This is a genomic window from Serratia sp. D1N4, assembly GCF_054552755.1.
The window spans coordinates 1643115-1666485 of sequence record NZ_CM137274.1; the positions used below are offsets into that span (position 1 = coordinate 1643115).

Genomic DNA, 23371 nt, shown 5'->3' on the forward strand with positions numbered 1-23371 from the left:
CTATTTCCCTTGCTCGCTCAGTACCTGGCGAATAAATCCATTGTTTTGTTTGAGAGCCGTATGAGCTTGATCTGCTGTCAGTTGTGCCAGGATCATGACAATTGCGGTTTTACAATGCCCGCCTGATTCTTGTAATGCCTGGGCGGCGGTATCGTGATCACAGTGGCTGGCTTGCATGACAATATTAATCTGACGCTGTACCAGCTTTAGATTGGTAGCTTCGACGTCAACCATCAGGTTGCCATACACTTTCCCCGAACGGATCATGGATCCCGTGGTCAGCATATTCAGCACTAACTTTTGCGCGGTTCCTGCCTTCATTCGTGATGACCCAGTGACCACCTCCGGCCCGACGATGGGGGTAATGGCGATATCTGCCACACGAGCCATTTCACTCTCTGCGTTGCAGGTCAGGGCAATGGTTTTGGCCTGTAATGACTTGGCGTATTCCAATGCCGCTATGGTATAAGGAGTGCGCCCGCTGGCCGCAATACCGACTAACACATCATTGGCGTTAAAACCGATATTTTTAAGATCCTCTTGCCCCAGGGTTTGGCTGTCTTCTGCATTTTCCACCGCATGCAGAATTGCCTCATGACCGCCCGCTATCAGAGCGACAACCTGCTCCGGCGGAGTACCATACGTAGGGGGGCATTCGCTGGCATCCAGAATGCCAAGGCGCCCTGACGTGCCTGCGCCACAATAAATCAGGCGGCCGCCTTGTTGAAAGGCAGTAACAATGCAATCAACAGACTGTGCGATCGCTGGCAAGACAGCTTCTACGGCAAGAGCCACTTTCTTATCTTCATCATTGAGTACTTTCAGCATGTCTACGGTAGAGAGCTGGTCAATATTCTCACTGGCGTGATTACGGCTTTCTGTAGTCAGTCCGGATAGATTAATTTTCATTACAACCTCAAGGGAAAAATCTATATCTTAATTAATTCAAGTCGCAGGAGAGCTGGTACACCTGCAACTGGATGTCTAACAGTAGTAAAGGAATTAAAGACCGATTGCCCAGCGTAAGAACTCCTTCTTTTGCTCATCATTCATCTGCAAATAAAGTTTTTGCAGGGTGCTGAGAGGTGGGGTCTTATCCTCTGCCTTGTCTTGTGTTTTCACTTCAGCGACAGGTTGTTGAATGGTAGCCGGTAATAATTTGGCGTAATCCGTTCCGAACCTATTATATGCCGGTGAAACAGGTTGAGTATGGAAAGGGATGGACTTCCCCTGCGAGTCCGTCAGGTAAAACGTTGGCGACTTAGCCACTGCCTGAGTTTCATTCGCATTGAGCGGTATTTCTGTTTTTAAATTAATATGACTATTAGGGCTTACGGTAAAGGTTAATATCTGAGCGTTCGAAATGACACGCCCTTGGCTTTCATTCATTGAGCCAGGATCGTTAGGGGCATCAAAACGCACAATTAACGTCTGTTCACCGTCGGGTAATGTAACAGAATTACTGAAAGCATTTATTTGTGCTGATTGTGCAGCCAGAATATTAACGTTGTCACCAAAGTTAAGCGTGACAGCCGCATGGCTGTTCATCACAGCTCCTAACAGTAATAAAGATATAAACGTAATTCTCATCATAATCCCACCTTTCGATCTTTTATAATATAAGCAGCGAGTGCGACCTGAGTTTATTGAGCAAGCTGTTTTTAAGTCAGCAACTCTGATAAACGAGGAAAGTTAATGCACAGGCAACTTGAAATATGACGGTGATAACGTCAGAATTCGTAACGCAGACCCAGGTGATAGAAACTATCTTCGGCTGAACTGCCACCAAATGAAACCTTACGGCCTGTGTCCACGTTTGTTCCATTCTGTCCATTACGCAGAATATAGGCGCTGTAAATTGAACTGCGCGGAGTGAGTTTATATTGCACTTCAAACGTGGTATCACGCAGAGTTAATTCGTCACCGCCAGTATTATTCAGATAGCGATAGCCAGTACGTAATACCCAATCATTAGTCACGTTATAAACGGCGGTGAATTCCCAATCTTTATCCTTACTGTCTGCTCTGCCGTTGCTGTAACTTACGGTATCTGAAGAGTACAGCAGGCCTAACATGACTGGGCCCAGATAATAGCGGGTGCCAATACCACCGTAGGTGAAGGTATCTGCCCCATTGGTACGATTACCCAAATTTTGTGCTGCACGGGTTTTCTGGAAGGCGATAACCGGCACGAGTTTACCCGCTGTTCCCATATCGAACGTATAACGTGTGGCGGCATTGTAGCCATAGTCCAGATCTGATGTGCCGTTACCAATAATGTACGCGGTAGCAACGTCAAGGTTACCGATATTATTCTGATACTGAACGGTGCCATCTTGGCGGAACACCTGCACTGCGGTTGGATCAATAAAGCGAGCCTGGCGGCCTGTAGCGACATCTGAACTGGCGAAAACGTCACCGATGTCGGTAAACATAATCAGGCCGGAAGAGACTCGACCACCGGTAATTTTGCCGTACTGCGCCAAATCCAAACCGGCCCAGACGTAGCGAGCTGTCAGGCTATCGTTATTACCCTCGACATTATTGGCATATTCGGCGGCGTTCACCTGATATTGTGCCAAGCCAATAATTGCAACCTGATCATTGACAACCTGACGACCAATAAACCCCAAACGCCCGTCAAAGTCACCTTGCGTGCTTCCGGTTTTTTTGTCTGAGACATTGAATCCAAAGCGACCATAAAGCTCAACGTTCGAGCCATTGTCTTCCTTATAGATCACTGCAGCGTGAGCAGTCCCACTAGCAATAATGGATGCCAGTACTGTTTTTAATATGATTTTTCTCATGTTCAACCCGTTGGTGTTTTAAAAGTGATGTAACGCTGTTCTTTAGCGATCGGAATAATGTATTCTAATATTAAAATGTAAAAGGAATATTTTATTCTTTTTTGGATATTGAGATCTGCGTCAAGAAATTTTAAAAATGGGCGGGTGATGCGAGGGCAAGCGGCAGCGACGCAGTAAGCAACGGTCTGGCTTACTATCGCGCCGATCGCCGAGTTGAGGGTAAGATTCGGTTCCTAATCAGGAAGTGTTTTATTTTCATAACGCTAGCCAAAAACACGAACGGCTTTGACACTGTGGAGCCGGTGAGCTATTTCCCCAACGGCACCACCAGCGGCGTATGCGATACCGGATCGTCGATGATCATACACTTCAGCCCATACACCTGTTCGATCAACTCGGGCGTCACGATATCTTTCGGCGCGCCTTCGGCCACCACTTTACCGTCGCGCATGGCGATCAGATGAGTGGCATAGCGGCAAGCGTGGTTCAGATCGTGCAGTACCACCACTAGGGTATAACCGTTTACCCGATTCAACTGGCGTAGCAGCTCCAGCAGATCAATCTGATGAGTGATGTCCAGCCAGGTGGTGGGTTCATCCAGCAGCAGCAGCGGGGTTTGCTGTGCCAAGACCATCGCAATCCACACCCGCTGGCGCTGCCCGCCGGATAAGGTATCCACCGGTTGATCCGCTAACTGCGCTACGCCGGTAGAATGCATGGCCTGCTCAACTGCCTGCTGATCCTCTTCCCGCCAGCGGCTGAACAGGCGCTGATGCGGGTAGCGGCCACGCGCCACCAGATCGAACACCGTAATATCGCCGGGGGCGATCGAACTTTGCGGCAGCAACCCAAGCTGGCGGGCGACGTCTTTGGTGGCGTAATCGCGGATCTGCTGGCCGTTGAGCCATACCGAACCTGCCTGCGGCTGCATCAGGCGGCTGAGCGTTTTTAACAGCGTAGATTTACCACAGGCGTTCGGGCCGATAATCACCGTCAGTTCGCCGTGCGGAATGGAGACTGACAGATCGCGTGCGACGATCTTTTTGTCGTAGCTCAGCGTCAGGTTTTCGGCGCGCAGCGGCGCAGTTAACAGGTTTTCAGCATTCATTTTTTTCGCGACTCGCGGATTAATAACCAGATCAGATAAATGCCCCCCAGGCTGACGGTCAAAACACCAACCGGTAACTGGTAGGGCATAAACAGGCGTTGGGCGACGACATCAGCCGCCAGCAGCAGCAACGCGCCAGTTAAGGCCGTCAGCAGCAGCACGTTCTGGTTGGCGCACAGGCGGCGTGCGATCTGCGGTGCCACCAGGGCAATGAATGAGATCGGGCCAGCCACGGCGGTGGCTGCGGCAGTGAGCAGCACCCCGGCCAGGAACAGCAGCAGGCGCGAACGCTCAACCGCCACCCCCAGCGCGCAGGCGGTATCATCGCCCATTTCCAGCAGCCGCATGCGCCGGGCCAGGGCGGCCAGCAGTATCACCGCCAGCAGGATCACCAGCACGGCAGGCAGGCTTTTTGCCCAAGAGATGCCGTTGAGCGAACCCGCGCTCCACAAACCGGCGGTCATCGCCGATTCCAGCGACGCGCTGACGATCATCCAGGTGTTTAGGGCAAACAGCAGAGCGCGTACCGCAATACCGACAATAATCAGGCGGAAAGCCTCCACGCCGTTGCGCCAGGCCAACAGGTAAATCAGCCCGGCGGTGATCAAGCCCCCGGCCAGAGCACCAAAGGTGATACCAAGAATGCTGCCGTTAAACAGCACGATCACCACCAGTACGCCGCTGTAGGCGCCGGTATTGAAGCCGATCACGTCCGGGCTGCCGAGCGGGTTGCGCAGCAACGACTGAAAGATGGCACCGCTGAGGCCCAGCGCTGCTCCCAGCAGCAGCGCCAGAGCGACGCGCGGCAAGCGCCATTGGGTGACGATAACGGCCAAATTAGCCGGGCCTTCGCCGCGCAGTGCATCGATCACTTGCATGGCACTGAGCTTGAGCGTGCCGGAACCGAGGGCAAAAACCGCTAACGCCAGGCAGGCGAACAGCAAGAGCAAGGCCGTTGCCAGCGGGCGCGCCAGCCGCAGTGGTTTTTTGGCGAGGGTTCGGTGAGAAACCATTAGGCTCATCTTATCCTCCTCGCCGGAACATGCGGCGCTGGCGTACCAGCATAATCAGCACCGGCGCGCCAATCAGCGACAGCACGATAGAAACCTGCAACTCGCCCGGTACCAGAAAGCGGCCAATCAGATCGGCTGTCAGCAGCAGAATCGGCGTTAACACCAGAGTCCAGGGCAGCATCCAGCTCAGTTCCGACCCTGCAAACCGCCGGGCAATATGCGGCATCATTAACCCGACAAAGGCGATCGGGCCAACGGCGGCGGTTGCACTACCGCACAGCAAGGTAATCGCCAGCAGGCCGAGTAACTGGGTGCGCACAATGCCGGTGCCAAGTGCAGCAGCCAGTTCGCTGCCCATGCTTAGGCTATTCAGCGCCTTGGTCAGCCACAGGGTAATTAACGTCCCCAATAGGATCGGCAGGGCGACGGTGCGCACCACCGCCATGCTTTGAATATCAAGCGAACCGGCCTGCCAGAAACGCAGTTGATCGAACACCAGCGGATTAAGCAGGGCAATGCCGGAAGACAACCCTTCCAACACTGCCGCCAGCGCTACCCCAGCCAGCGTCAGGCGAATTGGGCTGAGGCGGCTGCCGCCCAGCGCACCGACCAGCGCCACCAATAATGAGGCAAAAAAGGCACCCGCAAAGGCGAACCACAGATAGTGGCTGATATCGGTCGCACCGAAGAAGGTGATCCCTAGTACCACGGCGAAACCGGCCCCGGAGTTAACCCCCAGAATGCCGGGATCGGCCAGCGGGTTGCGTGTAAGGGTTTGCATCAGCGCTCCGGCCAGCCCAAGGGCAATACCGGCCAGCACGCCGATCAGCGTTCGCGGTAGCCGGGCTTCGGCCACAATGATGCAGTCTGCTCCGGCACATTGCCCGTTCAGCGCTTTAAGCACGTCGGCAAAAGGGATGGATTTAGCTCCCAGAGACAGGCTGAGCATCATCATTAACAGCAAAACAGCAATGGCACACAGTAGCCCAAGCAGGCGCGGCCAGAATGAGCGCGATAAGCCCAGGAATGGGGTGGATAAAGGAGGAGAGCAATTAGGTGTAAGCCGGAACATGACAGCCCATTATCAATTGAATATAAATGATACTTATTATCATTATTGATTGTATTCATCTATGGTAGCATAGCAGCCTGAGCAGCACTAGCGCTGTTCCTGGTGAGTTTTAAGCTGCATAACGGAGTTCGGTTGTGGTGATAACAAGATGAATAAACCCTCTATTTTGCTCGATTTTGGCCTGCTGAAAACCAATGCGGCCTTTCGTGCGGTATTTTGCGCCCGTTTTATTTCGATTCTGGCGCTGGGCCTGATGGCGATTGCTATCCCGGTACAAATCCAGGCGTTGACCGGTTCCACCTTGTTGGTCGGGCTTTCCGTGACGCTGGCGGGCAGCGGAATGTTTGCCGGTTTGCTGATGGGCGGGGTGCTGGCCGATCGCTATGAGCGCCGCCGCCTGATCCTGTTTGCTCGTTCCACCTGCGGTGTCGGTTTTGTCGGGTTGTGCCTGAATGCGGCGTTGCCTGCGCCTTCGCTGACCGCGATCTATCTGCTGGCGGTGTGGGACGGTTTCTTTGGTGCCGTTGGCGTCACCGCCTTACTGGCCGCCACGCCGGCGCTGGTGGGGCGTGAGAATATTGTGCAGGCCGGGGCCATCAGCATGCTGACCGTGCGTTTTGGCTCGATCCTCTCACCGGCCATTGGCGGCGCAGTGATCGCCAGCGCCGGTGTGGCATGGAACTACGGCCTGGCGGCGTTGGGCACAATGCTGACGCTGATCCCTTTATTGCGCTTACCGCAGTTGCAACCACCGCCGCAGCCGCGTGAGCATCCGCTGCGTGCTTTGGTCGGCGGCTTTAGCTTTCTGTTGCAAAATAAAGTGATTGGCATGGTAGCGCTGATCGGCGCGCTGATGACCATGGCCAGCGCAGTGCGGGTACTGTATCCGGCGATCTCCGGCATGTGGAATGTGAGCATCACGCACCTGGGCTTTATGTATGCCGCCGTGCCATTGGGGGCGGCGATTGGCGCTTTCACCAGCGGGCGAGTGGCGCAGGTTGCCCGGCCGGGTTGGGTGATGCTGCTGACGGCGATTGCCGCATTTGCTGCCATCGGGCTGTTTGGCCTGATGCCGTGGTATGGCATGGCGCTGCTGTGCCTGGTGGCCTTTGGTTACCTCAGCGCGCTGAACTCGCTGTTGCAGTATGGGCTGATTCAGAACCTGACGCCGGATGCGTTTCTTGGCCGCATCAACGGGTTGTGGACCGCACAGAACGTGGTCGGCGATGCGCTCGGTGCCTTGCTGCTGGGGGCGATGGGGGCATTTATGCTGCCAGCCATGACCTCAACCAGCTTTGGTTTTGGTGCCGTGCTGCTGGCGGTAGTGCTGGCGTTCGCCATGCGTGGTTTACGCCAGGTAGGCAGTGGCGGGCAGAGCCATGTGCTACAACCCGCCGCTGAAGCTACTGAGAAATAAATAGCTGCTCAAGACGCGTCAGCAGGTTGCTGGCGCTGTAATAATCCAGGCGGAAAGTGTCGTTGCCCAGCGCATAAACCCGTTGGTTTTCTACCGCAGGCAGATGCGCCAGAAAGTTGTTGTTCATCAACCGCTGCACGTCAGTTTCGTCATTGGCAAACAATAGCAGGGTCTGGCCATTCAGGCCCTGAGCCAGATTTTCCCCGCCTAATTGAATAATGTCTTTGCGCGCCCCCTGACTGGTACTGGCGTTGAGCTTTGGCGGCAACGTCGCCAGGGTAAAGCCTAACTGTTGCAGCAGTTGCCCTTGGGAGGAATCGGCGGTCCACAAGTTGGCATTTTTGCCGTCGCTGCGTAATACCAGCGCCGACGTGGGCTGCGGGGGCAGCGTCATCCGCTGTTTTAGCGCCTTTTCTCGTGCCGCATACTCACCGACGACTTTCTCCGCCTGCGCTTCGTGCCCGGTAGCCTGGCCGAGAATGAGCGCCAGTTCCTGCCAGCTTTTGTCGTCGTAATTCACCACCAGTACCGGGGCGATAGCCGATAACTGTTCGTACAGACGCAGCGCGGAATCGGCGCCGGTGGCAGACATCACAATCATGTCGGGGGCCTCACCGGCTATCGCTTCGGCATTGGGTTCGCCGATGTATAAGCGCTTCACACCGCGCTGGGCGGCGATCTCACCCCATTGATGGAAAAACCCCTGCTTATCTGACAGCCGGTTGTTTGGGCTGGTGGCTCCGCTGGCGATCACCGGGGCGTCGATGGCCAACAGGGTGCCGGTGACGGTGACGCTGGTGGAAACAATCCGCGTTGGGGGCTGCTTGAGGGTGATCACTCCGTGTGGGGTGGTGATACTGCGTGGCCATTCGGCAGTCGCTGCCGCCTGAGCTACGCCCAGCGCCAGCATGGCAAACAGCGCTAGCCCGAGCCGTAAGATAGTTATCATTTTCGGTAATCTCCTGTTGAATGCTAATAATTATCAATTCAATGAATAGATTTTGGAAATTAATGTTTAAAACTGATGCAAATAAGTGTTTGCATTTATTGACATGACAAATGCTGAAAGGTACTTTATCGCAATCAAATACAAATGATAATCATTATTATGTTGATTGTTATTAACGATGCAAAAGGAGTACCGATGGTGTTAGCAGTTAAGGGTACCGAACAAGAGGATCTGCAGAGCAGGAGTTGTGCGCTACAGTCAGTCACGGTTTCCCCAACCTCAGGTTTCTTTTTTACTTCTCCTTATCGTAGCCTGAGCACGCAAGGGTGCTTTGCCAAAATTACGCAGCCTGCTGCCGATGGCGATAATCTGCAAGGCACCTTTCAGCGTGGGGTACAGCAGGCGTTTGCCCAAGCCCGGCAGGCAGGAATACCAAACCCGGTGCTGTGCGGCGCTATTCCTTTCGATACCCGTCAACCGTCGGCGTTATTTATCCCCCGGCAAACCCAATGGTTTGAACGTGAAGCCTTTATGGCAGACGTGAAACCCACTGTAGCCGCATTGCCCACCATCACCCGCCAGACCGAGTTGCCGGAACAGGCGCAGTTTATGCAGATGGTGGCCGATGCGGTGCAGGTGACCGGCGGTGAACAACTGGAGAAAGTGGTGCTTTCTCGCCTGCTGGAGATTGAAACCAGCCAACGGATAGACCCGCAGGCGCTGATGATGCGCATCATTGCCCAGAATCCGCAGGGTTTTCATTTCCATGTCCCGCTCGAAGAGGGGGCGTTGGTGGGTGCCAGCCCAGAACTGCTGCTGCGAAAATACGGAAATCAGTTCTATTCCAATCCGCTGGCTGGGTCGGCACGGCGTGAAAGCGATCCTCAGCGCGATCGTCAAGTTAGTGAGCAATTGCTGACATCTGCTAAAGATCGCTATGAACACCAGATTGTTACCGCAGATATGCGTCAGGTCTTGCGTGGCCGCAGCCGGCATCTGCATATTCCCGCTGCCCCGGAGCTGCTGAGCACCACGACGCTGTGGCATCTTTCAACGCCGATCGACGGCGAAGTGGCCGAGCGGGCTGAGAACGCGCTGTCGCTGGCCTGCCTGTTGCACCCGACGCCTGCACTTTGCGGCACGCCAACGCTGGCTGCGCGCGAGCTGATCGCACAACTGGAGCCTTTTGAGCGTGGGCTATTTGGCGGCATCGTTGGCTGGTGCGACGCTGAAGGCAACGGTGAGTGGGTGGTTACTATCCGCTGCGGTACGGTCAACGCCAATCAGGTGCGCCTGTTTGCTGGCGCGGGTATTGTGCCGGACTCATCTCCACAGGCTGAATGGCATGAAACCGGCACCAAACTCAGCACCATGCTGCGTGCCTTTGGCCTTCAAGGATAAACATCTTATGAGTATTGCTTTTACCCCCTGGCCCGAGGATTTCGCGCGCCGTTACCGTGAGCGTGGCTATTGGATCGATAAGCCGCTGACCGAGATCTTGGCCCGGCAGGCAGACAATGACGCCATTGCTCTGATTGACCCGCAACGCAGCCTGAGTTATCGCGATCTGGAGCAGCTTTCCGATCGCCTGGCCGCTGCACTGTTGCGCCGGGGATTACAAGCGGGCGATACCGCGCTGGTGCAACTCGGCAACGTGGTGGAATTTTACGTGGTGTTCTTTGCCCTGCTGAAAATCGGTGTGGTGCCGGTGAATGCGTTGTTCAGCCATCAGCGCAGCGAACTGAACGCCTATGCCAGCCAGATCAAGCCTGCGCTGTTAATCGCCGATCGGGAACATAACCTGTTCGTGCAGGACGATTTTCTGACGGCGTTCAGAGAACAATATCCCTCGCTGCGGGTAGTGGGGTTACGCAATCAGGCTGCTGGAGATCATGCTTTGGCCACTTGGCTGGAGGAGGATTGCAGTTCCTTTATACCCACCCCGACGGCCGCCGATCGGGTGGCGTTTTTCCAGCTTTCCGGTGGCAGCACCGGCACGCCGAAGCTGATCCCACGGACCCATAACGACTACTACTACAGCATTCGCCGCAGCGTAGAGATCTGCCGTTTTGATAGCGCCACTCGTTATCTGTGTGCGCTACCGGTAGCGCACAATTACCCGATGAGTTCGCCTGGGGTTTTAGGCGTGTTCTATGCTGCCGGGCAGGTGGTGTTTGCCGCCGATCCGGCAGCAGCGCAGTGCTTCAAGCTAATCGAACAGCATCAGATTACCGTCACCGCGCTGGTGCCGCCCGCCGTCACTCTGTGGCTACAGGCGATCGACGAGTGGGGCAGCAATCATCAATTGGCTAGCCTGCAACTGTTGCAGGTGGGCGGTGCCAAACTGGGAGAAACCCTGGCGGCACGTATTCGCACCGAGATCGGCTGCCAACTGCAACAGGTGTTTGGCATGGCCGAAGGGCTGGTGAACTACACCCTGCTTGATGATGACGACCAACACATTTTCGCCACCCAAGGCACGCCAATGTGCCCGGACGATGAACTGTGGGTGGCGGATGAACAAGGTAATCCGTTACCAGTTGGAGAAACCGGTCGCCTGATGACGCGCGGCCCCTATACCTTCCGTGGTTATTACCAGAGCCCAGAGCATAACGCCGAAGCCTTTGACGATAATGGTTTTTACTGTTCGGGCGACTTGATCAGCCTGACTGCGGACGGTTACGTGCAGGTTCAGGGGCGGCAGAAAGACCAGATTAACCGCGGTGGTGAAAAGATTGCCGCCGAAGAGATTGAAAACCTGCTGCTGCGCCATGAGGAAGTGATCAATGCCGCGCTGGTTTCGATGCCAGATACGCTGATGGGAGAGAAAAGCTGCGCCTTTATTGTGGCGCACCACGCCGTGAAACCGGTGGTTCTGCGCCGTCATTTGCGCGAGCAGGGCGTTGCAGAGTTCAAATTACCCGATCGCTTTATTCAGGTGGAATCGCTGCCGTTAACTCCGGTCGGCAAGGTGGATAAAAAACATCTGCGTCAACATTTGACTCAGGCTCAGGGAGAATAAGCTATGGCTATTCCTAAACTTAACGACTATACGCTGCCAACGCAGAGTGAATTGCCAACCAACAAGGTGAACTGGGCCTTTGAACCGCAGCGCGCCGCATTGTTGATTCACGATATGCAGCAGTATTTCCTCAATTTTTGGGGAGAAGACAGCCCGCTGATCAAGCAGGTGGTAGAGAACATCGCCAAGCTGCGCCGCTACTGCAAAGAGCAGGGCATACCGGTGTTCTATACCGCGCAGCCTAATCAACAGAGCCATGAAGATCGGGCACTGTTGAACGATATGTGGGGGCCGGGGCTGAATAAGCACCCGGAACAGCAGGCGGTGGTCAGCGCGCTGGCACCGGATGCCGACGATACCGTGCTGGTGAAATGGCGTTACAGTGCGTTTCACCGCTCACCGTTGCAGGAGATTTTGCAGGAAAGCGGGCGCGATCAGCTGATTATCTGCGGTGTCTATGCGCATATCGGCTGTATGACCACCGCCATCGACGCTTTTATGCGTGACATCAAGCCGTTTATGGTGGCCGATGGTTTGGCGGATTTCTCACAGGATGAACACCTGATGGCGCTGCGTTATACCGCTGGGCGCTGTGGCCGCGTGGTGATGACCGCCGATCTGCTGCCGGGCATGATCAGCATCGACACCCTGCGCCAGCAAATTATTCCATTGCTTGATGAAGACAGCGAAGACATCGGCAATGATGAAAACCTGATTGATTACGGCCTGGATTCGGTACGCATCATGGAACTGGCAACTCGCTGGCGCAAGATCCGTGAAGATATCGATTTTATCGCTTTGGCAAAATCCCCCACCATCGATAGTTGGTGGGCGCTGCTTTCCGAGGGGAAATCCTGATGAATCATGGGCACGATTTTACCGGCAAGCGGGTTTGGGTAACCGGTGCCGGGGCAGGGATTGGTTATCAAACCGCGCTGGCGTTTGTGCAGTGCGGTGCTGAGGTGATCGGCTTTGATTTGCGCTTTGATGAACAGGATTATCCGTTCCGCACCGAAGTGCTGGATATCGCCGACGGTGAGGCGGTCGATCGCGTTTGCCTGCGGTTGTTGGCGGAACAACCTGGGTTGGATGTGCTGGTAAATGGAGCCGGGATCTTGCGCATGGGGCTGGCCGACGAAACCAGCAGCACCGACTGGTTGGCCTGCATGGCGGTAAATGCGGGGGGAGCATTCAATATGTTCCGCCAGACGCTGCCGGTATTCCGTCGCCAACAGCGTGGGGCGATCGTCAGCGTGGCCTCTAATGCGGCTCATGTGCCGCGCGTTGGTATGGCTGCCTACTGCGCCTCCAAAGCGGCTTTGCGCAGCCTGTGTCAGACGGTGGGGCTAGAGATGGCCCCTCATGGCGTACGCTGTAATCTGGTTTCTCCAGGATCCACCAATACGCCAATGCAGCGCGGCATGTGGCTGGATGAAAGCGGTGAGCGCAAGACGATTAATGGCTTCCCCGAGCAGTTTAAGTTGGGGATCCCGCTGGGGAAAATTGCCCAGCCGCAGGAGATTGCCGATGCGATCCTGTTCTTGGCTTCGGAACGTGCTAGCCATATTACGATGCAGGATATTGTGATTGACGGCGGGGCGACGCTGGCTGCTTGATGGTTGGCTGATATCATATATTAGGGCTTTTTGGTTCTTCAGACGGCTGATGAAGTTCGCTATTAGGGAGAGCGTGCCGATGGGGTCGTAGCGGCGTAAGCCGCCGGAGCGCCCCTCGGTGCGCTAGGCCCGGGTATCTCGGACTAAAAGGCTACTTTGTCATTATCGGGTATTTAGGCGGGAGATTTCTGTGGGCACTGTGGAGTTCGTGCAGGATTGACTCGGCCTTCGGCCTCGCCCTGCGGGCAACGCTGCGCGTTGTCGTCTCGCTTCGCTCGGCTCGAACCTGAACGCAGGTTCTCATCCAACACGACCACAGGGGATTCTGTTATATCGGGTGTTTGGGAAGTTGATGGTGGAATATATACGAAAAAAGCGCCTAAAGGCGCTTTTTTCTGTATTGGTGGGTCGTGCAGGATTCGAACCTGCGACCAATTGATTAAAAGTCAACTGCTCTACCAACTGAGCTAACGACCCGCAGAAGTGGTGGGTGATGACGGGCTCGAACCGCCGACCCCCTCCGTGTAAAGGAGATGCTCTACCAACTGAGCTAATCACCCACTTCAGGACTTCCAGGTTACTGCTAAACAAGAAAATGAGTGGTGGGTGATGACGGGCTCGAACCGCCGACCCCCTCCGTGTAAAGGAGATGCTCTACCAACTGAGCTAATCACCCTCATTTTTCTCATTTCAACAAGATGGTGGGCGATGACGGGCTCGAACCGCCGACCCCCTCCGTGTAAAGGAGATGCTCTACCAACTGAGCTAATCGCCCCGTCTTGTTGGAGTCGCATTATAGGGATAGTTGAAAGTGAGTCAACGGTTTTTAAAACGTTTTTATTCGTTCGCCGCAAAATTAGGCAGGATGGGATATTTATCAGCAACAGCGCTGATTCTTTGCCCATTTCCGTGCGAAACAGCCCGCAAAGCTGGCGTAATGCTGCCTGGTAATGCTGTGTCAGCGTTGAGGAATTGGCATGGAGTGGTAGAATGTCGGCCACTTTTTAAATTCCGAGCAATGGTCGGCACCCCGCCGACACGCGTTGCGTAATAAGGCTGTGAACCCAATGAAAATCAAAACCCGTTTCGCCCCGAGCCCGACCGGTTATCTTCACGTCGGCGGTGCCCGTACTGCGCTTTATTCCTGGTTATTCACCCGCCACGCTGGTGGTGAGTTTGTGCTGCGTATTGAAGATACCGATCTCGAACGCTCAACCCAGGACGCGATCGACGCAATTATGGATGGCATGAACTGGTTGAACCTGGATTGGGATGAAGGCCCGTATTTCCAGACCAAGCGTTTCGATCGCTATAACGCGGTGATCGACGAAATGCTGGAACAGGACACGGCTTATAAATGCTATTGCTCTAAAGAACGTCTTGAAGCACTGCGCGAGAAGCAAATGGAAAACGGCGAAAAACCGCGCTATGACGGCCATTGCCGCGATAGCCAGTGCAGCCACACCGCTGATGAGCCACACGTGGTGCGTTTCCGTAACCCGCAGGAAGGCTCGGTTATCTTTGACGATAAAATCCGTGGCCCGATCGAATTCAGCAACCAGGAACTGGACGATCTGATTATTCGCCGCACTGACGGTGCGCCAACCTATAACTTCTGCGTGGTGGTTGATGATTGGGATATGGAGATTACCCACGTGATCCGTGGTGAAGACCATATCAACAACACGCCGCGCCAGATCAACATCCTGAAAGCGCTGGGCGCACCGGTGCCAGAATATGCTCACGTCTCGATGATTCTGGGTGATGACGGCAAAAAACTGTCCAAACGCCACGGTGCGGTAGGGGTGATGCAGTATCGTGATGATGGCTACCTGCCGCAGGCGTTGCTGAACTATCTGGTGCGCTTGGGTTGGTCCCATGGCGATCAGGAAATTTTCTCGATTGACGAGATGAAAACGCTGTTCACGCTGGAAGCGATCAATAAATCCGCCAGCGCATTCAACACCGAAAAACTGCAGTGGCTGAACCACCACTATATTAACCATATGCCAGCGGAAGAAGTGGCGGTGCATCTGGCGTGGCATATCGAACAGCAGGGGATTGAAACCCGTAACGGCCCGGAGCTGAAAGATATCGTTAAACTGCTGGGCGAACGTTGTAAGACGCTGAAGGAAATGGCGGAATCCTGCCACTACTTCTACCAGGATTTCAGCGAGTTTGATGCCGATGCGGCGAAAAAACACCTGCGCCCGGTGGCGCGCCAACCGTTGGAAGCGGTACGTGCCAAGCTGGCTGCGGTCGCTGACTGGACGCCGGAAAATGTGCACGATGCCATTCAGGGCACGGCAGACGAACTGGGCGTTGGCATGGGCAAAGTGGGTATGCCGCTGCGCGTTGCGGTCACTGGTGCTGGCCAATCGCCGGGGATGGACGTTACCGTGCATGCTATCGGTCAGGCACGTTCTCTGAAGCGTATCGATCAGGCGTTGGCGTATATAACTGAACGCGAAGCTCAAGGCTGATTAATCCCATAGTCACTTGAAATCGACAAAGCCCTGCAAAGTGATTCGCAGGGCTTTTTTCCGATTTATTTTTGCCCGCCATGATGATTTTTTAGCATTAAACGTGCTGATTTGGCGGCTTTTTCAGCGCTTGATCGAGGAATTCAATTTAGCCGTTGACAGTGTTTCAGGGGTTTCATATTATGCGCCCCGTTCACAGGGTTTTATGATTGTGGATTGGGGCTATAGCTCAGCTGGGAGAGCGCTTGCATGGCATGCAAGAGGTCGACGGTTCGATCCCGTCTAGCTCCACCAACCTTTTATTATTAAAAAGGTTGATGATAGACACCGTAACGCCGGTCAATGCGTACCACTTTTGTGGGGCTATAGCTCAGCTGGGAGAGCGCTTGCATGGCATGCAAGAGGTCGACGGTTCGATCCCGTCTAGCTCCACCACCATTTAAAAAGCCGACCTTTTGGGTCGGCTTTTTGCTTTCTAGTGTTTGCTTCTCTGATCAATCATTGTTATCGGTTTTTTTATAGACTATATTTAGTCTGATGAACGGTGCTCATTGATTAAAGGAAATGCCATGAAAACTGAGACTATCAGCTATTTAAAGCAGAATGCGGCCAAACTCGATCTATCTGAACCTTTGATCGTGACGCAAAACGGTCTTCCTGCTTATGTCATCGAATCCTATGAAGATCACATACGTAGAGATGAAAGTATCGCTCTGCTCAAGCTGATGACGTTATCAGAAAAAGATATCGAGTTAGGGCGGACCTTCTCGCGTGAACAGATTCTGGATTCACTCTGATGGTTGCAAGTGCGTCGGTTTTTATTTATTCAGAGACGGCGAAAATGACGATGCAAACCATCGCGTATTTTCTGCGCTCGCATCAGATCGAACCCAGGCCTGTTATAGGCAAAATACTGGATGAGTTTGAAGAGAAAACAGGCGTTTTTCCAGAAGGAAGCCCGATTTGTGCTGAGCTTCTGACATTGGGGTGTGCTAAGTATCGGGAATGCAATACAACTGATGGATATCGCGTGCTCTATAGCATTAACGATAAGGAAAAGGTGATTTACGTGCATGCCGTATTGTCCCAACGGCAGAATATTGCCAGCCTGCTCTTTAATCGGATCCTAGAATGGCAACGATAATTTCGGGTAGTAATAAATGCAAAACGCCCGATGAGGTTCACCGGGCGTTTTAAGGTTGATAACCCGTTGTTACACCATCAACCCAACACCAGCCCGGCGATGGAAGCAGACAGAATGCTGACCAGAGTAGAGCCGTAAACCAGTTTCAGGCCAAAGCGCGACACCACGTTGCCCTGATGTTCGTTCAACCCCTTGATTGCCCCAGCGACGATACCGATGGAAGAGAAATTGGCGAAAGACACCAGGAACACGGACAGAATACCCATGCTGCGTGGTGACAGCTCGCCAGACATTTTTTGCAGTTCCATCATGGCCACAAATTCGTTAGAAACCAGCTTGGTTGCCATGATACTGCCCACTTGTAAGGCTTCGTGTTGCGGGATCCCCATAATCCAAGCGAATGGATAGAAGAAGTAACCGAGAATCTCCTGGAAGCTCAGGCCAAAGATGGCGCTGAACAGGCCGTTAAGTGCGGCGATCAAGGCAATAAAACCAATCAACATAGCCGCAACAATAATAGCCACTTTGAAACCTGCCAGAATGTATTCACCCAGCATTTCAAAGAAGCTCTGGCCTTCGTGCAGGTTGCCCAGATGCAGTTCTTCTTCATTGCTGGTGTCATAAGGGTTGACCAAGGAAAGCACGATAAAGGTGCTGAACATGTTCAGTACCAATGCGGCCACCACATATTTCGCATCCAACATGGTCATGTAAGCGCCAACTATCGACATGGAAACCGTCGACATGGCGGTAGCCGCCATTGTGTACATGCGTTTTTCCGACATCTTGCCCAAAATATCTTTATAGGCGATGAAGTTTTCAGACTGGCCGAGGATCAGCGAACTGACGGCGTTGAAAGACTCCAGCTTACCCATACCGTTCACTTTCGACAGCACGGTACCGATAATGCGGATGATAAACGGCAGCACTTTAATGTATTGCAGAATACCGATCAGCGCAGAGATAAACACGATTGGGCACAATACTTTCAGGAAGAAGAACGCTAAACCTTTGTCACCCATACCGCCGAACACAAAATCAGTCCCTTGACCTGCAAACCCGAGCAGCTTGTCAAACAGCGCTGCGAATCCTTTTACAAAGCCCAAACCTGCTTCCGAATGCAGGAAAAAGTAAGCCAGCAATACTTCAATAACCAAGAGTTGAATAACATAGCGAATGCGGATGCTTTTACGATCGCGACACACTAACAGTGCCAGGATCGCAACCACCACCAACGCTAACGCAAAGTGCGCAATAGGGGACATGTGTGCTCCAAATTTGAGGCAGGCTGAATTTCGTTTGTCATTTTATGTAACGCTGCATTTAAAAACGAGATATCTATTACAAATGTGGAAAATCATCGCAAGGAAAATCCTAAGTTATTACGGCAAAGAACCAGAACTCAGGATGTTAATAAACCTGCGCGTTTGTAGCATTTTTGTGCTAATTTGGCTATTAAGCATTTTCCGCTCGAATGCCGTGATGCCGAGTAAAAAGAGACGGCAAGATTTGATGCGATCTGTTCGATAAAACCTTCGTCATCCGCTATCGCTGAAATAAGTATTACTGCCACAAATGCACTTGATAATCATTATCATTTAAGTGAGATGAAGGTAAGCGTAAAATTAGTAAGGGTTTCACGATATGCTGAACAGTCGCGTGGTTGACAGTACTTCCAGCCGCCCATCGAGAAAGATCAAACTTTCTCTGATGGGCCCCGCATTTATTGCCGCCATCGGCTATATCGATCCCGGCAACTTTGCCACCAATATCCAATCCGGTGCCTCTTTCGGCTATACCTTATTGTGGGTGGTGGTCTGGGCCAATATCATGGCGATGTTAATCCAACTGCTTTCCGCCAAGCTGGGCATCGCGACGGGTAAAAACCTCGCTGAACATATCCGCGATCGCTTCCCGCGCCCGGTAGTTTGGGCGTATTGGGTACAGGCAGAGATTATCGCTATGGCAACCGATCTGGCCGAGTTTGTTGGTGCGGCGATCGGCTTCAAATTGCTGCTGGGGGTTACGCTGCTGGAAGGCGCGATCCTCACCGGTATAGCTACTTTTCTCATTTTGATGCTACAAAAACGCGGGCAAAAGCCACTGGAATTGGTGATCGGTGGTTTACTGCTATTTGTGGCGGCAGCCTACATTGTTGAACTGGTGTTTTCGCAACCGCAACTGAGTGGGTTGTTGAGAGGGATGGCGATCCCGGATTTGCCAAACGGTGATGCGGTTTTTCTGGCTGCCGGTGTGCTGGGGGCAACCATCATGCCGCACGTGATTTATCTGCACTCCTCGCTGACTCAAACCGCAGGTGAGCATTCGCGAGCCGAACGTTATGCCTCAACCAAAATCGACGTGGCGATCGCCATGACCATTGCCGGGTTTGTCAATCTGGCGATGATGGCGACCGCCGCCGCCGCATTCCACTTCAATGGTCATAGCGGTATTGCCGATCTCGATCAGGCCTATCTGACGCTGCAACCTTTGTTGGGTAATGCTGCGGCAACCATCTTCGGCCTGAGCCTGGTGGCTGCCGGTTTGTCTTCAACGGTGGTGGGCACGCTGGCGGGCCAAGTGGTGATGCAGGGTTTTGTGCGTTTTTATATCCCGCTGTGGGTACGCCGGGTTGTCACCATGCTGCCATCATTCATCGTGATTATGTTGGGGATGGATGCCACGCGCATTCTGGTGTTGAGCCAGGTATTGCTCAGTTTTGGGATTGCTCTGGCGCTGGTTCCGCTGCTGGTGTTTACCGGTAACCGCACACTGATGGGTGATATGGTTAATAGCCGCACGATTCAGAATACTGGCAAATTGATTGTGCTGGTGGTGGTCAGCTTAAACGGCTATTTATTGATTAGCAGCGTCATTTAACCCCCAAAAGATAAAAACCGGCATCAGGTGTAATACCGGTTTTTGTAAGCGATTACATCAAAATGCTGTCGATCTCGGCGATTTCCTCAGCGGTAAATACGCGGTTGGCCAGCATACCCACCGCATCTTCCAGCTGGCTGGTTTTACTGGCACCAATCAATACGGAAGTGACACGATCGTTGCGCAGTACCCAAGCCAGTGCCATTTGTGACAGCTTCTGCCCGCGCCGCTCTGCCAGCGTGTTCAAGCGGCGAACTTTCTGCAGTTTCTCTTCGGTAAGCTGTTCGGGCTTCAGGAACCGGCTACTGCTGGCCGCCCGCGAATCCTGCGGAATACCGTGCAGGTAACGGTCGGTCAGCACACCCCCAGCCAGCGGTGAAAAGGCGATAGAACCCACGCCATGCTCTTCCAGCGTATCCAGCAGTTCCGGCTCTACCCAACGTTCAAACATTGAGTATTTCGGCTGGTGAATCACGCACGGCGTGCCGAGCTGTTGTAGCAGGGTAAACGCCTGCCGTGCCAGATCGGCCGGGTAGTTCGACAGCCCGACATACAGCGCTTTACCCTGACGCACCAGCAAATCCAGCGCGGCCATGGTTTCTTCTAGCGGCGTATCTGGGTCTGGGCGGTGGTGATAGAAGATATCCACGTAATCGAGATCCATCCGCTTCAAGCTTTGGTTCAGGCTGGCGACCAGATACTTTTTCGATCCCCAATCACCGTAAGGGCCTTGCCACATGGTGTAACCGGCCTTGGAAGAGATAATCAGCTCATCGCGATAAGGCTTGAGATCGTTATGCAGAATACGGCCGAAATTCTCTTCGGCAGATCCCGGCGGCGGGCCGTAGTTATTGGCCAGATCAAAATGGGTAATGCCGAGGTCGAAGGCGCGGCACGCCAGGCTGCGCGCATTGTCATACAGCGTGCTATCACCAAAGTTGTGCCATAGGCCAAGTGAAACGGCGGGGAGTTTTAACCCGCTGCGGCCACAGCGGCGGTATTCCATATTTTGGTAGCGCGCAGAGTCAGCTTGATAAACCATACAGATCCTCATCGGCAAAAGTGAAAACGAGTTTCAATGTATGCGTTTCCATGCAAACAGTCAGCGCGCCCGATCACGCAAATTAATCCCTATGCCAATCTGGGGGCCTGTGCACCGATGTAAAGCCAGGTTGCCAGTGGCCTTTTAGCGCTAAAGTTCGAAATTTGCGCAACATCTCTAATACTTAAAATTAACATTCCCACCTTCTCGCAGGTGATGATCATGAGCAAAAACTATACGGTGGCTGATTACCTCCTCGATCGTTTAGCACAGATTGGTATCCGGCATTTCTTCGGTGTGCCAGGGGATTACAACCTGCAATTTCTCGATCATGTCATCGATCACCCGCAGATCACCTGGGTGGGGTGCGCCAACGAATTGAATGCCGCCTATGCTGCCGATGGTTATGCCCGTTGCAAACCGGCGGCGGCGTTGCTGACCACCTTTGGCGTGGGTGAACTGAGTGCGATCAACGGTATCGCGGGCAGCTACGCCGAATATTTGCCGGTGATCCATGTGGTGGGCTCACCGGCCCTGCGTGCGCAGCGTGCCGGGGATCTGCTGCATCATTCGCTGGGGGATGGCGATTTCGGCCATTTTGCCCGCATGGCTAAAGAGGTGACCGTCGCACAGGCCAACCTGACCGCCAGCAATGCTGAAGCGGAAATCGATCGTCTGTTGACCACCGCGCTATTTGAACGTCGCCCGGTGTACCTGCTATTGCCGAGTGATGTGGCCGAAGCACCGCTGACTTCGCGCCCGGCCCCGCTGATGCTGCGCCAGCCCAATCTTTCTGATGCTTCGTTGCAGGCATTCATCACCGCTGCGCAGGAAAAACTGCAGGCGGCACAGCGGGTTTCCCTGCTGGCGGATTTCCTTGCCGAGCGCTTCGGGGCAGAAACGGTGCTGGAACAGTGGATGAATGAGGTGAATATTCCCCATTCAACCTTATTGCTAGGCAAGAGCGTGCTGGATGAAACCCATGCCTGCTTTACTGGCACCTATGCCGGGGCCGCCAGCGATCCACAGGTGAAACAGTTAATTGAAGGTGCTGACGTGGTGATTAACGTCGGTGTGCGTTTCACCGATACCATCACGGCAGGGTTCAGCCACAATTTGCCCAATGAGAAATGTATCGATATCCAACCCTTTGAAGCGCGGGTGGGGCAGCAGGTGTTCAGTCAGATCCCGATGCGCGACGCGGTCAAAGCCCTCCATCAATTAACGCTGTCGTTAGCCAAGCAGTGGCAGCTGCCCGCCATCAAACGCCCTTTATTGCCGGATCCGAACGGCAGTGGTTTGGATCAACACGGCTTTTGGCAGCAAATGCAGAACTTCCTGCAACCGGGGGATATCCTGATTGCCGATCAAGGGACTTCATGCTTTGGTGCAGCGTCGCTGAATCTGCCGCGAGGCTGCCGGTTTATCGTTCAATCTCTGTGGGGGTCGATCGGTTTTACGTTGCCAGCGGCGTTTGGCGTGCAAACCGCCGAGCCGGATCGCCGGGTGCTGTTGCTGATTGGTGATGGTGCAGCCCAACTGACGATTCAGGAGCTGGGATCGATGCTGCGCGATGGCCAAAAGCCGGTCGTTTTCCTGCTCAATAACAATGGTTATACCGTTGAGCGAGCTATTCACGGCCCGGAACAGCGCTATAACGACATTGCCCAGTGGGACTGGACGCTGTTACCGCAGGCGCTGTCGCAGGGGCATCAGGTGAAATGCCTGCACGTGAGTGAGCCTGAACAACTGTGTCATGCACTGGGTGAAGTGAATGGCCGTGAACAACTGGTGTTTATTGAAGTGATGCTGCCGAAGATGGATATTCCCGAATTGCTGGATACCATCTCCCGCGCCATTCAATCGCGCAACGCCGCGGCCTGATCTGCGGCATTTTCCAACAGGCGATCCAACAGCCAAAACCCCGCCGGCCCCGGCGGGGTAAGTTTTGACCACACCGCATCCACCGAAATCAACTTGGGCCAACCGCGTATTTTCAATTCTGTCAGACGTTCTTGCCCATACTGTTTGACCAGCCAGTGCGGCAGTATCGCCCAGCCAAATCCCTGTTCCGCCATTTCCAACAGCATCAGATAGCTGGGGGCCGACCAGACCGGCCCCTGCGGTTTAGCGGCATCGCTGCCGGTATAGGTATTGAGATAGAGCTGACGGCTGCTGGCCAGATGCGCCTGCGTAAGCGCTGGGATGTGTGCCAGCGGGTGTTCGTTGGCGACAAACAGCCCCATTTCGGTTTGTTCCGGTAGCCTGGCGACGGCGATATCGGGCGGATAATTGGGCTGCACCGCCAGCATGCCCAGATGTGCGCGGCCAATCTGCAACAGATCCAGCACGTCAGCGTCTTCGGCGATCATGCATTCCAGTTCAATATCCTGATAGCGCTGCTCGAAGTGTTTCAGCAAGTTATCGTGATGATTAGGCTGATAGGTATCGGAGAAGACGATAGTCAAACGCGGTTCAACCCGATCGCCCAACCGGATGCTCAGTGCCTCAAGGCGCTCGCTGGCGCTTAGGATCTCCTGCACGTGGCCGAGCACTTTGCGGCCCGCAGGGGTAAGCACCGGTTGGCGCGCCTCGCGGTTGAACAGCATCAGCCCAAGATCCGCTTCCAGATTGGCGATCGCGGTGCTGATGGTGGACTGGCTTTTACGCAGCTTGCGCGCGGCGGCAGAAAACGATCCCAGCGCGGCTGCTTCAACAAACGCCTGCAAGGCTTCGGGAGAATAACGCATAATATATCTACTTTATCGATGGAACCTATTTTTAATCTACGCAAAAAAACGATGATAATCACCCGACT

Annotated in this window: 20 protein-coding genes, 6 tRNA genes and 1 other RNA gene; 12 read left to right on the plus strand and 15 right to left on the minus strand. The window is 53.8% G+C overall.

Annotation, left to right across the window (positions count from 1 at the left end; translation table 11 throughout):
• The 6 genes from murQ to fepD all read right to left on the minus strand — a co-directional run bounded on the left by murQ (window position 1) and on the right by fepD (window position 6000).
• A complete protein-coding gene (gene murQ / locus ACX1CU_RS07005) occupies window positions 1–909 on the minus strand; it encodes an N-acetylmuramic acid 6-phosphate etherase (protein WP_459401869.1) in 909 nt (302 codons plus the stop codon).
• Window positions 910–1002: 93 nt separating this feature from the next.
• Window positions 1003–1593 (minus strand): DUF2057 family protein, encoded by a 591-nt coding sequence (locus ACX1CU_RS07010; RefSeq protein ID WP_459401870.1) that lies wholly within the window; start codon window positions 1591–1593, stop codon window positions 1003–1005.
• A 137-nt stretch (window positions 1594–1730) separates the two neighbouring features.
• Entirely contained in the window at window positions 1731–2807 is a 1077-nt protein-coding gene (locus tag ACX1CU_RS07015; protein ID WP_459401871.1) for a porin, read from the minus strand.
• A 307-nt stretch (window positions 2808–3114) separates the two neighbouring features.
• Window positions 3115–3915: an ATP-binding cassette domain-containing protein gene (locus ACX1CU_RS07020; RefSeq protein ID WP_459401872.1), complete on the minus strand. Its 801-nt coding sequence runs from the start codon at window positions 3913–3915 to the stop codon at window positions 3115–3117.
• Window positions 3912–4937 (minus strand): iron-enterobactin ABC transporter permease, encoded by a 1026-nt coding sequence (gene fepG, locus ACX1CU_RS07025; protein WP_459401873.1) that lies wholly within the window; start codon window positions 4935–4937, stop codon window positions 3912–3914. Before fepG ends, ACX1CU_RS07020 begins: the two co-directional genes overlap by 4 nt.
• A gap of 1 nt (window position 4938) precedes the next feature.
• Entirely contained in the window at window positions 4939–6000 is a 1062-nt protein-coding gene (gene fepD / locus ACX1CU_RS07030; protein ID WP_459401874.1) for a Fe(3+)-siderophore ABC transporter permease, read from the minus strand.
• 148 nt (window positions 6001–6148) lie between these two features.
• Here fepD and entS point away from each other — a divergent pair, with 148 nt between their 5' ends.
• The gene (gene entS / locus ACX1CU_RS07035) at window positions 6149–7417 is read left to right on the plus strand and encodes an enterobactin transporter EntS (protein WP_459401875.1); all 1269 of its coding nucleotides are present in this window, start codon (window positions 6149–6151) and stop codon (window positions 7415–7417) included.
• On the opposite strand, the gene fepB is transcribed toward entS, so the two are convergent.
• The gene (gene fepB / locus ACX1CU_RS07040) at window positions 7404–8366 is read right to left on the minus strand and encodes a Fe2+-enterobactin ABC transporter substrate-binding protein (protein ID WP_459401876.1); all 963 of its coding nucleotides are present in this window, start codon (window positions 8364–8366) and stop codon (window positions 7404–7406) included. The two genes, entS and fepB, sit on opposite strands and share 14 nt — an antisense overlap.
• A 195-nt stretch (window positions 8367–8561) precedes the next feature.
• Here fepB and ACX1CU_RS07045 point away from each other — a divergent pair, with 195 nt between their 5' ends.
• From ACX1CU_RS07045 to dhbA, 4 genes are read left to right on the plus strand one after another with little or no spacing between them, the layout of a single operon-like run.
• Window positions 8562–9767: an isochorismate synthase gene (locus tag ACX1CU_RS07045; protein ID WP_459401877.1), complete on the plus strand. Its 1206-nt coding sequence runs from the start codon at window positions 8562–8564 to the stop codon at window positions 9765–9767.
• 7 nt (window positions 9768–9774) lie between these two features.
• Window positions 9775–11388, plus strand: a complete 1614-nt coding sequence (locus tag ACX1CU_RS07050; RefSeq protein ID WP_459401878.1) for a (2,3-dihydroxybenzoyl)adenylate synthase — start codon at window positions 9775–9777, stop codon at window positions 11386–11388.
• A 3-nt stretch (window positions 11389–11391) separates the two neighbouring features.
• On the plus strand, window positions 11392–12246 hold the full coding sequence (locus ACX1CU_RS07055; RefSeq protein WP_459401879.1) for an isochorismatase family protein: 855 nt from the start codon (window positions 11392–11394) through the stop codon (window positions 12244–12246).
• On the plus strand, window positions 12246–13004 hold the full coding sequence (gene dhbA, locus ACX1CU_RS07060) for a 2,3-dihydro-2,3-dihydroxybenzoate dehydrogenase (RefSeq protein ID WP_459401880.1): 759 nt from the start codon (window positions 12246–12248) through the stop codon (window positions 13002–13004). The genes ACX1CU_RS07055 and dhbA overlap by 1 nt, the downstream gene beginning before the upstream one ends.
• A gap of 199 nt (window positions 13005–13203) precedes the next feature.
• On the opposite strand, the gene ACX1CU_RS07065 is transcribed toward dhbA, so the two are convergent.
• The 5 genes from ACX1CU_RS07065 to ACX1CU_RS07085 form a co-directional block, all read right to left on the minus strand.
• A non-coding RNA gene (locus tag ACX1CU_RS07065) (RtT sRNA) lies at window positions 13204–13329 on the minus strand.
• 76 nt (window positions 13330–13405) lie between these two features.
• A tRNA-Lys gene (locus tag ACX1CU_RS07070) sits at window positions 13406–13481 on the minus strand.
• A gap of 7 nt (window positions 13482–13488) precedes the next feature.
• A tRNA-Val gene (locus ACX1CU_RS07075) sits at window positions 13489–13564 on the minus strand.
• Window positions 13565–13604: 40 nt separating this feature from the next.
• Window positions 13605–13680: transfer RNA gene (locus ACX1CU_RS07080), tRNA-Val, on the minus strand.
• A 23-nt stretch (window positions 13681–13703) separates the two neighbouring features.
• Window positions 13704–13779: transfer RNA gene (locus ACX1CU_RS07085), tRNA-Val, on the minus strand.
• A gap of 292 nt (window positions 13780–14071) precedes the next feature.
• Here ACX1CU_RS07085 and gltX point away from each other — a divergent pair.
• From gltX to ACX1CU_RS07110, 5 genes are all read left to right on the plus strand, one after another.
• The gene (gene gltX, locus ACX1CU_RS07090; RefSeq protein WP_459401881.1) at window positions 14072–15487 is read left to right on the plus strand and encodes a glutamate--tRNA ligase; all 1416 of its coding nucleotides are present in this window, start codon (window positions 14072–14074) and stop codon (window positions 15485–15487) included.
• A gap of 218 nt (window positions 15488–15705) precedes the next feature.
• Window positions 15706–15781 (plus strand) — tRNA-Ala (locus tag ACX1CU_RS07095).
• 65 nt (window positions 15782–15846) lie between these two features.
• Window positions 15847–15922, plus strand: a tRNA-Ala gene (locus tag ACX1CU_RS07100).
• A 134-nt stretch (window positions 15923–16056) separates the two neighbouring features.
• Window positions 16057–16284 carry a type II toxin-antitoxin system Phd/YefM family antitoxin gene (locus tag ACX1CU_RS07105; RefSeq protein ID WP_459401882.1) on the plus strand — a complete coding sequence of 76 codons (228 nt, stop codon included), beginning with the start codon at window positions 16057–16059 and terminating at the stop codon, window positions 16282–16284.
• Window positions 16284–16631 (plus strand): type II toxin-antitoxin system RelE/ParE family toxin, encoded by a 348-nt coding sequence (locus ACX1CU_RS07110; RefSeq protein ID WP_459401883.1) that lies wholly within the window; start codon window positions 16284–16286, stop codon window positions 16629–16631. The genes ACX1CU_RS07105 and ACX1CU_RS07110 overlap by 1 nt, the downstream gene beginning before the upstream one ends.
• A 77-nt stretch (window positions 16632–16708) precedes the next feature.
• Here the strand turns inward: ACX1CU_RS07110 and ACX1CU_RS07115 are convergent, their stop codons facing one another.
• Window positions 16709–17896 carry a NupC/NupG family nucleoside CNT transporter gene (locus ACX1CU_RS07115; RefSeq protein WP_459401884.1) on the minus strand — a complete coding sequence of 396 codons (1188 nt, stop codon included), beginning with the start codon at window positions 17894–17896 and terminating at the stop codon, window positions 16709–16711.
• A 379-nt stretch (window positions 17897–18275) separates the two neighbouring features.
• Here ACX1CU_RS07115 and ACX1CU_RS07120 point away from each other — a divergent pair, with 379 nt between their 5' ends.
• Window positions 18276–19511, plus strand: a complete 1236-nt coding sequence (locus tag ACX1CU_RS07120; RefSeq protein WP_459401885.1) for an Nramp family divalent metal transporter — start codon at window positions 18276–18278, stop codon at window positions 19509–19511.
• Between the two features lie 52 nt (window positions 19512–19563).
• On the opposite strand, the gene mgrA is transcribed toward ACX1CU_RS07120, so the two are convergent.
• Window positions 19564–20553 carry an L-glyceraldehyde 3-phosphate reductase gene (gene mgrA / locus ACX1CU_RS07125; protein WP_459401886.1) on the minus strand — a complete coding sequence of 330 codons (990 nt, stop codon included), beginning with the start codon at window positions 20551–20553 and terminating at the stop codon, window positions 19564–19566.
• A gap of 222 nt (window positions 20554–20775) precedes the next feature.
• On the opposite strand from mgrA, the gene ACX1CU_RS07130 reads away from it, so the two are divergent.
• Window positions 20776–22437, plus strand: a complete 1662-nt coding sequence (locus tag ACX1CU_RS07130; RefSeq protein ID WP_459401887.1) for an alpha-keto acid decarboxylase family protein — start codon at window positions 20776–20778, stop codon at window positions 22435–22437.
• Here ACX1CU_RS07130 and ACX1CU_RS07135 read toward each other — a convergent pair.
• Window positions 22413–23303 carry a LysR family transcriptional regulator gene (locus ACX1CU_RS07135; protein WP_459401888.1) on the minus strand — a complete coding sequence of 297 codons (891 nt, stop codon included), beginning with the start codon at window positions 23301–23303 and terminating at the stop codon, window positions 22413–22415. The two genes, ACX1CU_RS07130 and ACX1CU_RS07135, sit on opposite strands and share 25 nt — an antisense overlap.
• Window positions 23304–23371 lie beyond the last annotated feature (68 nt).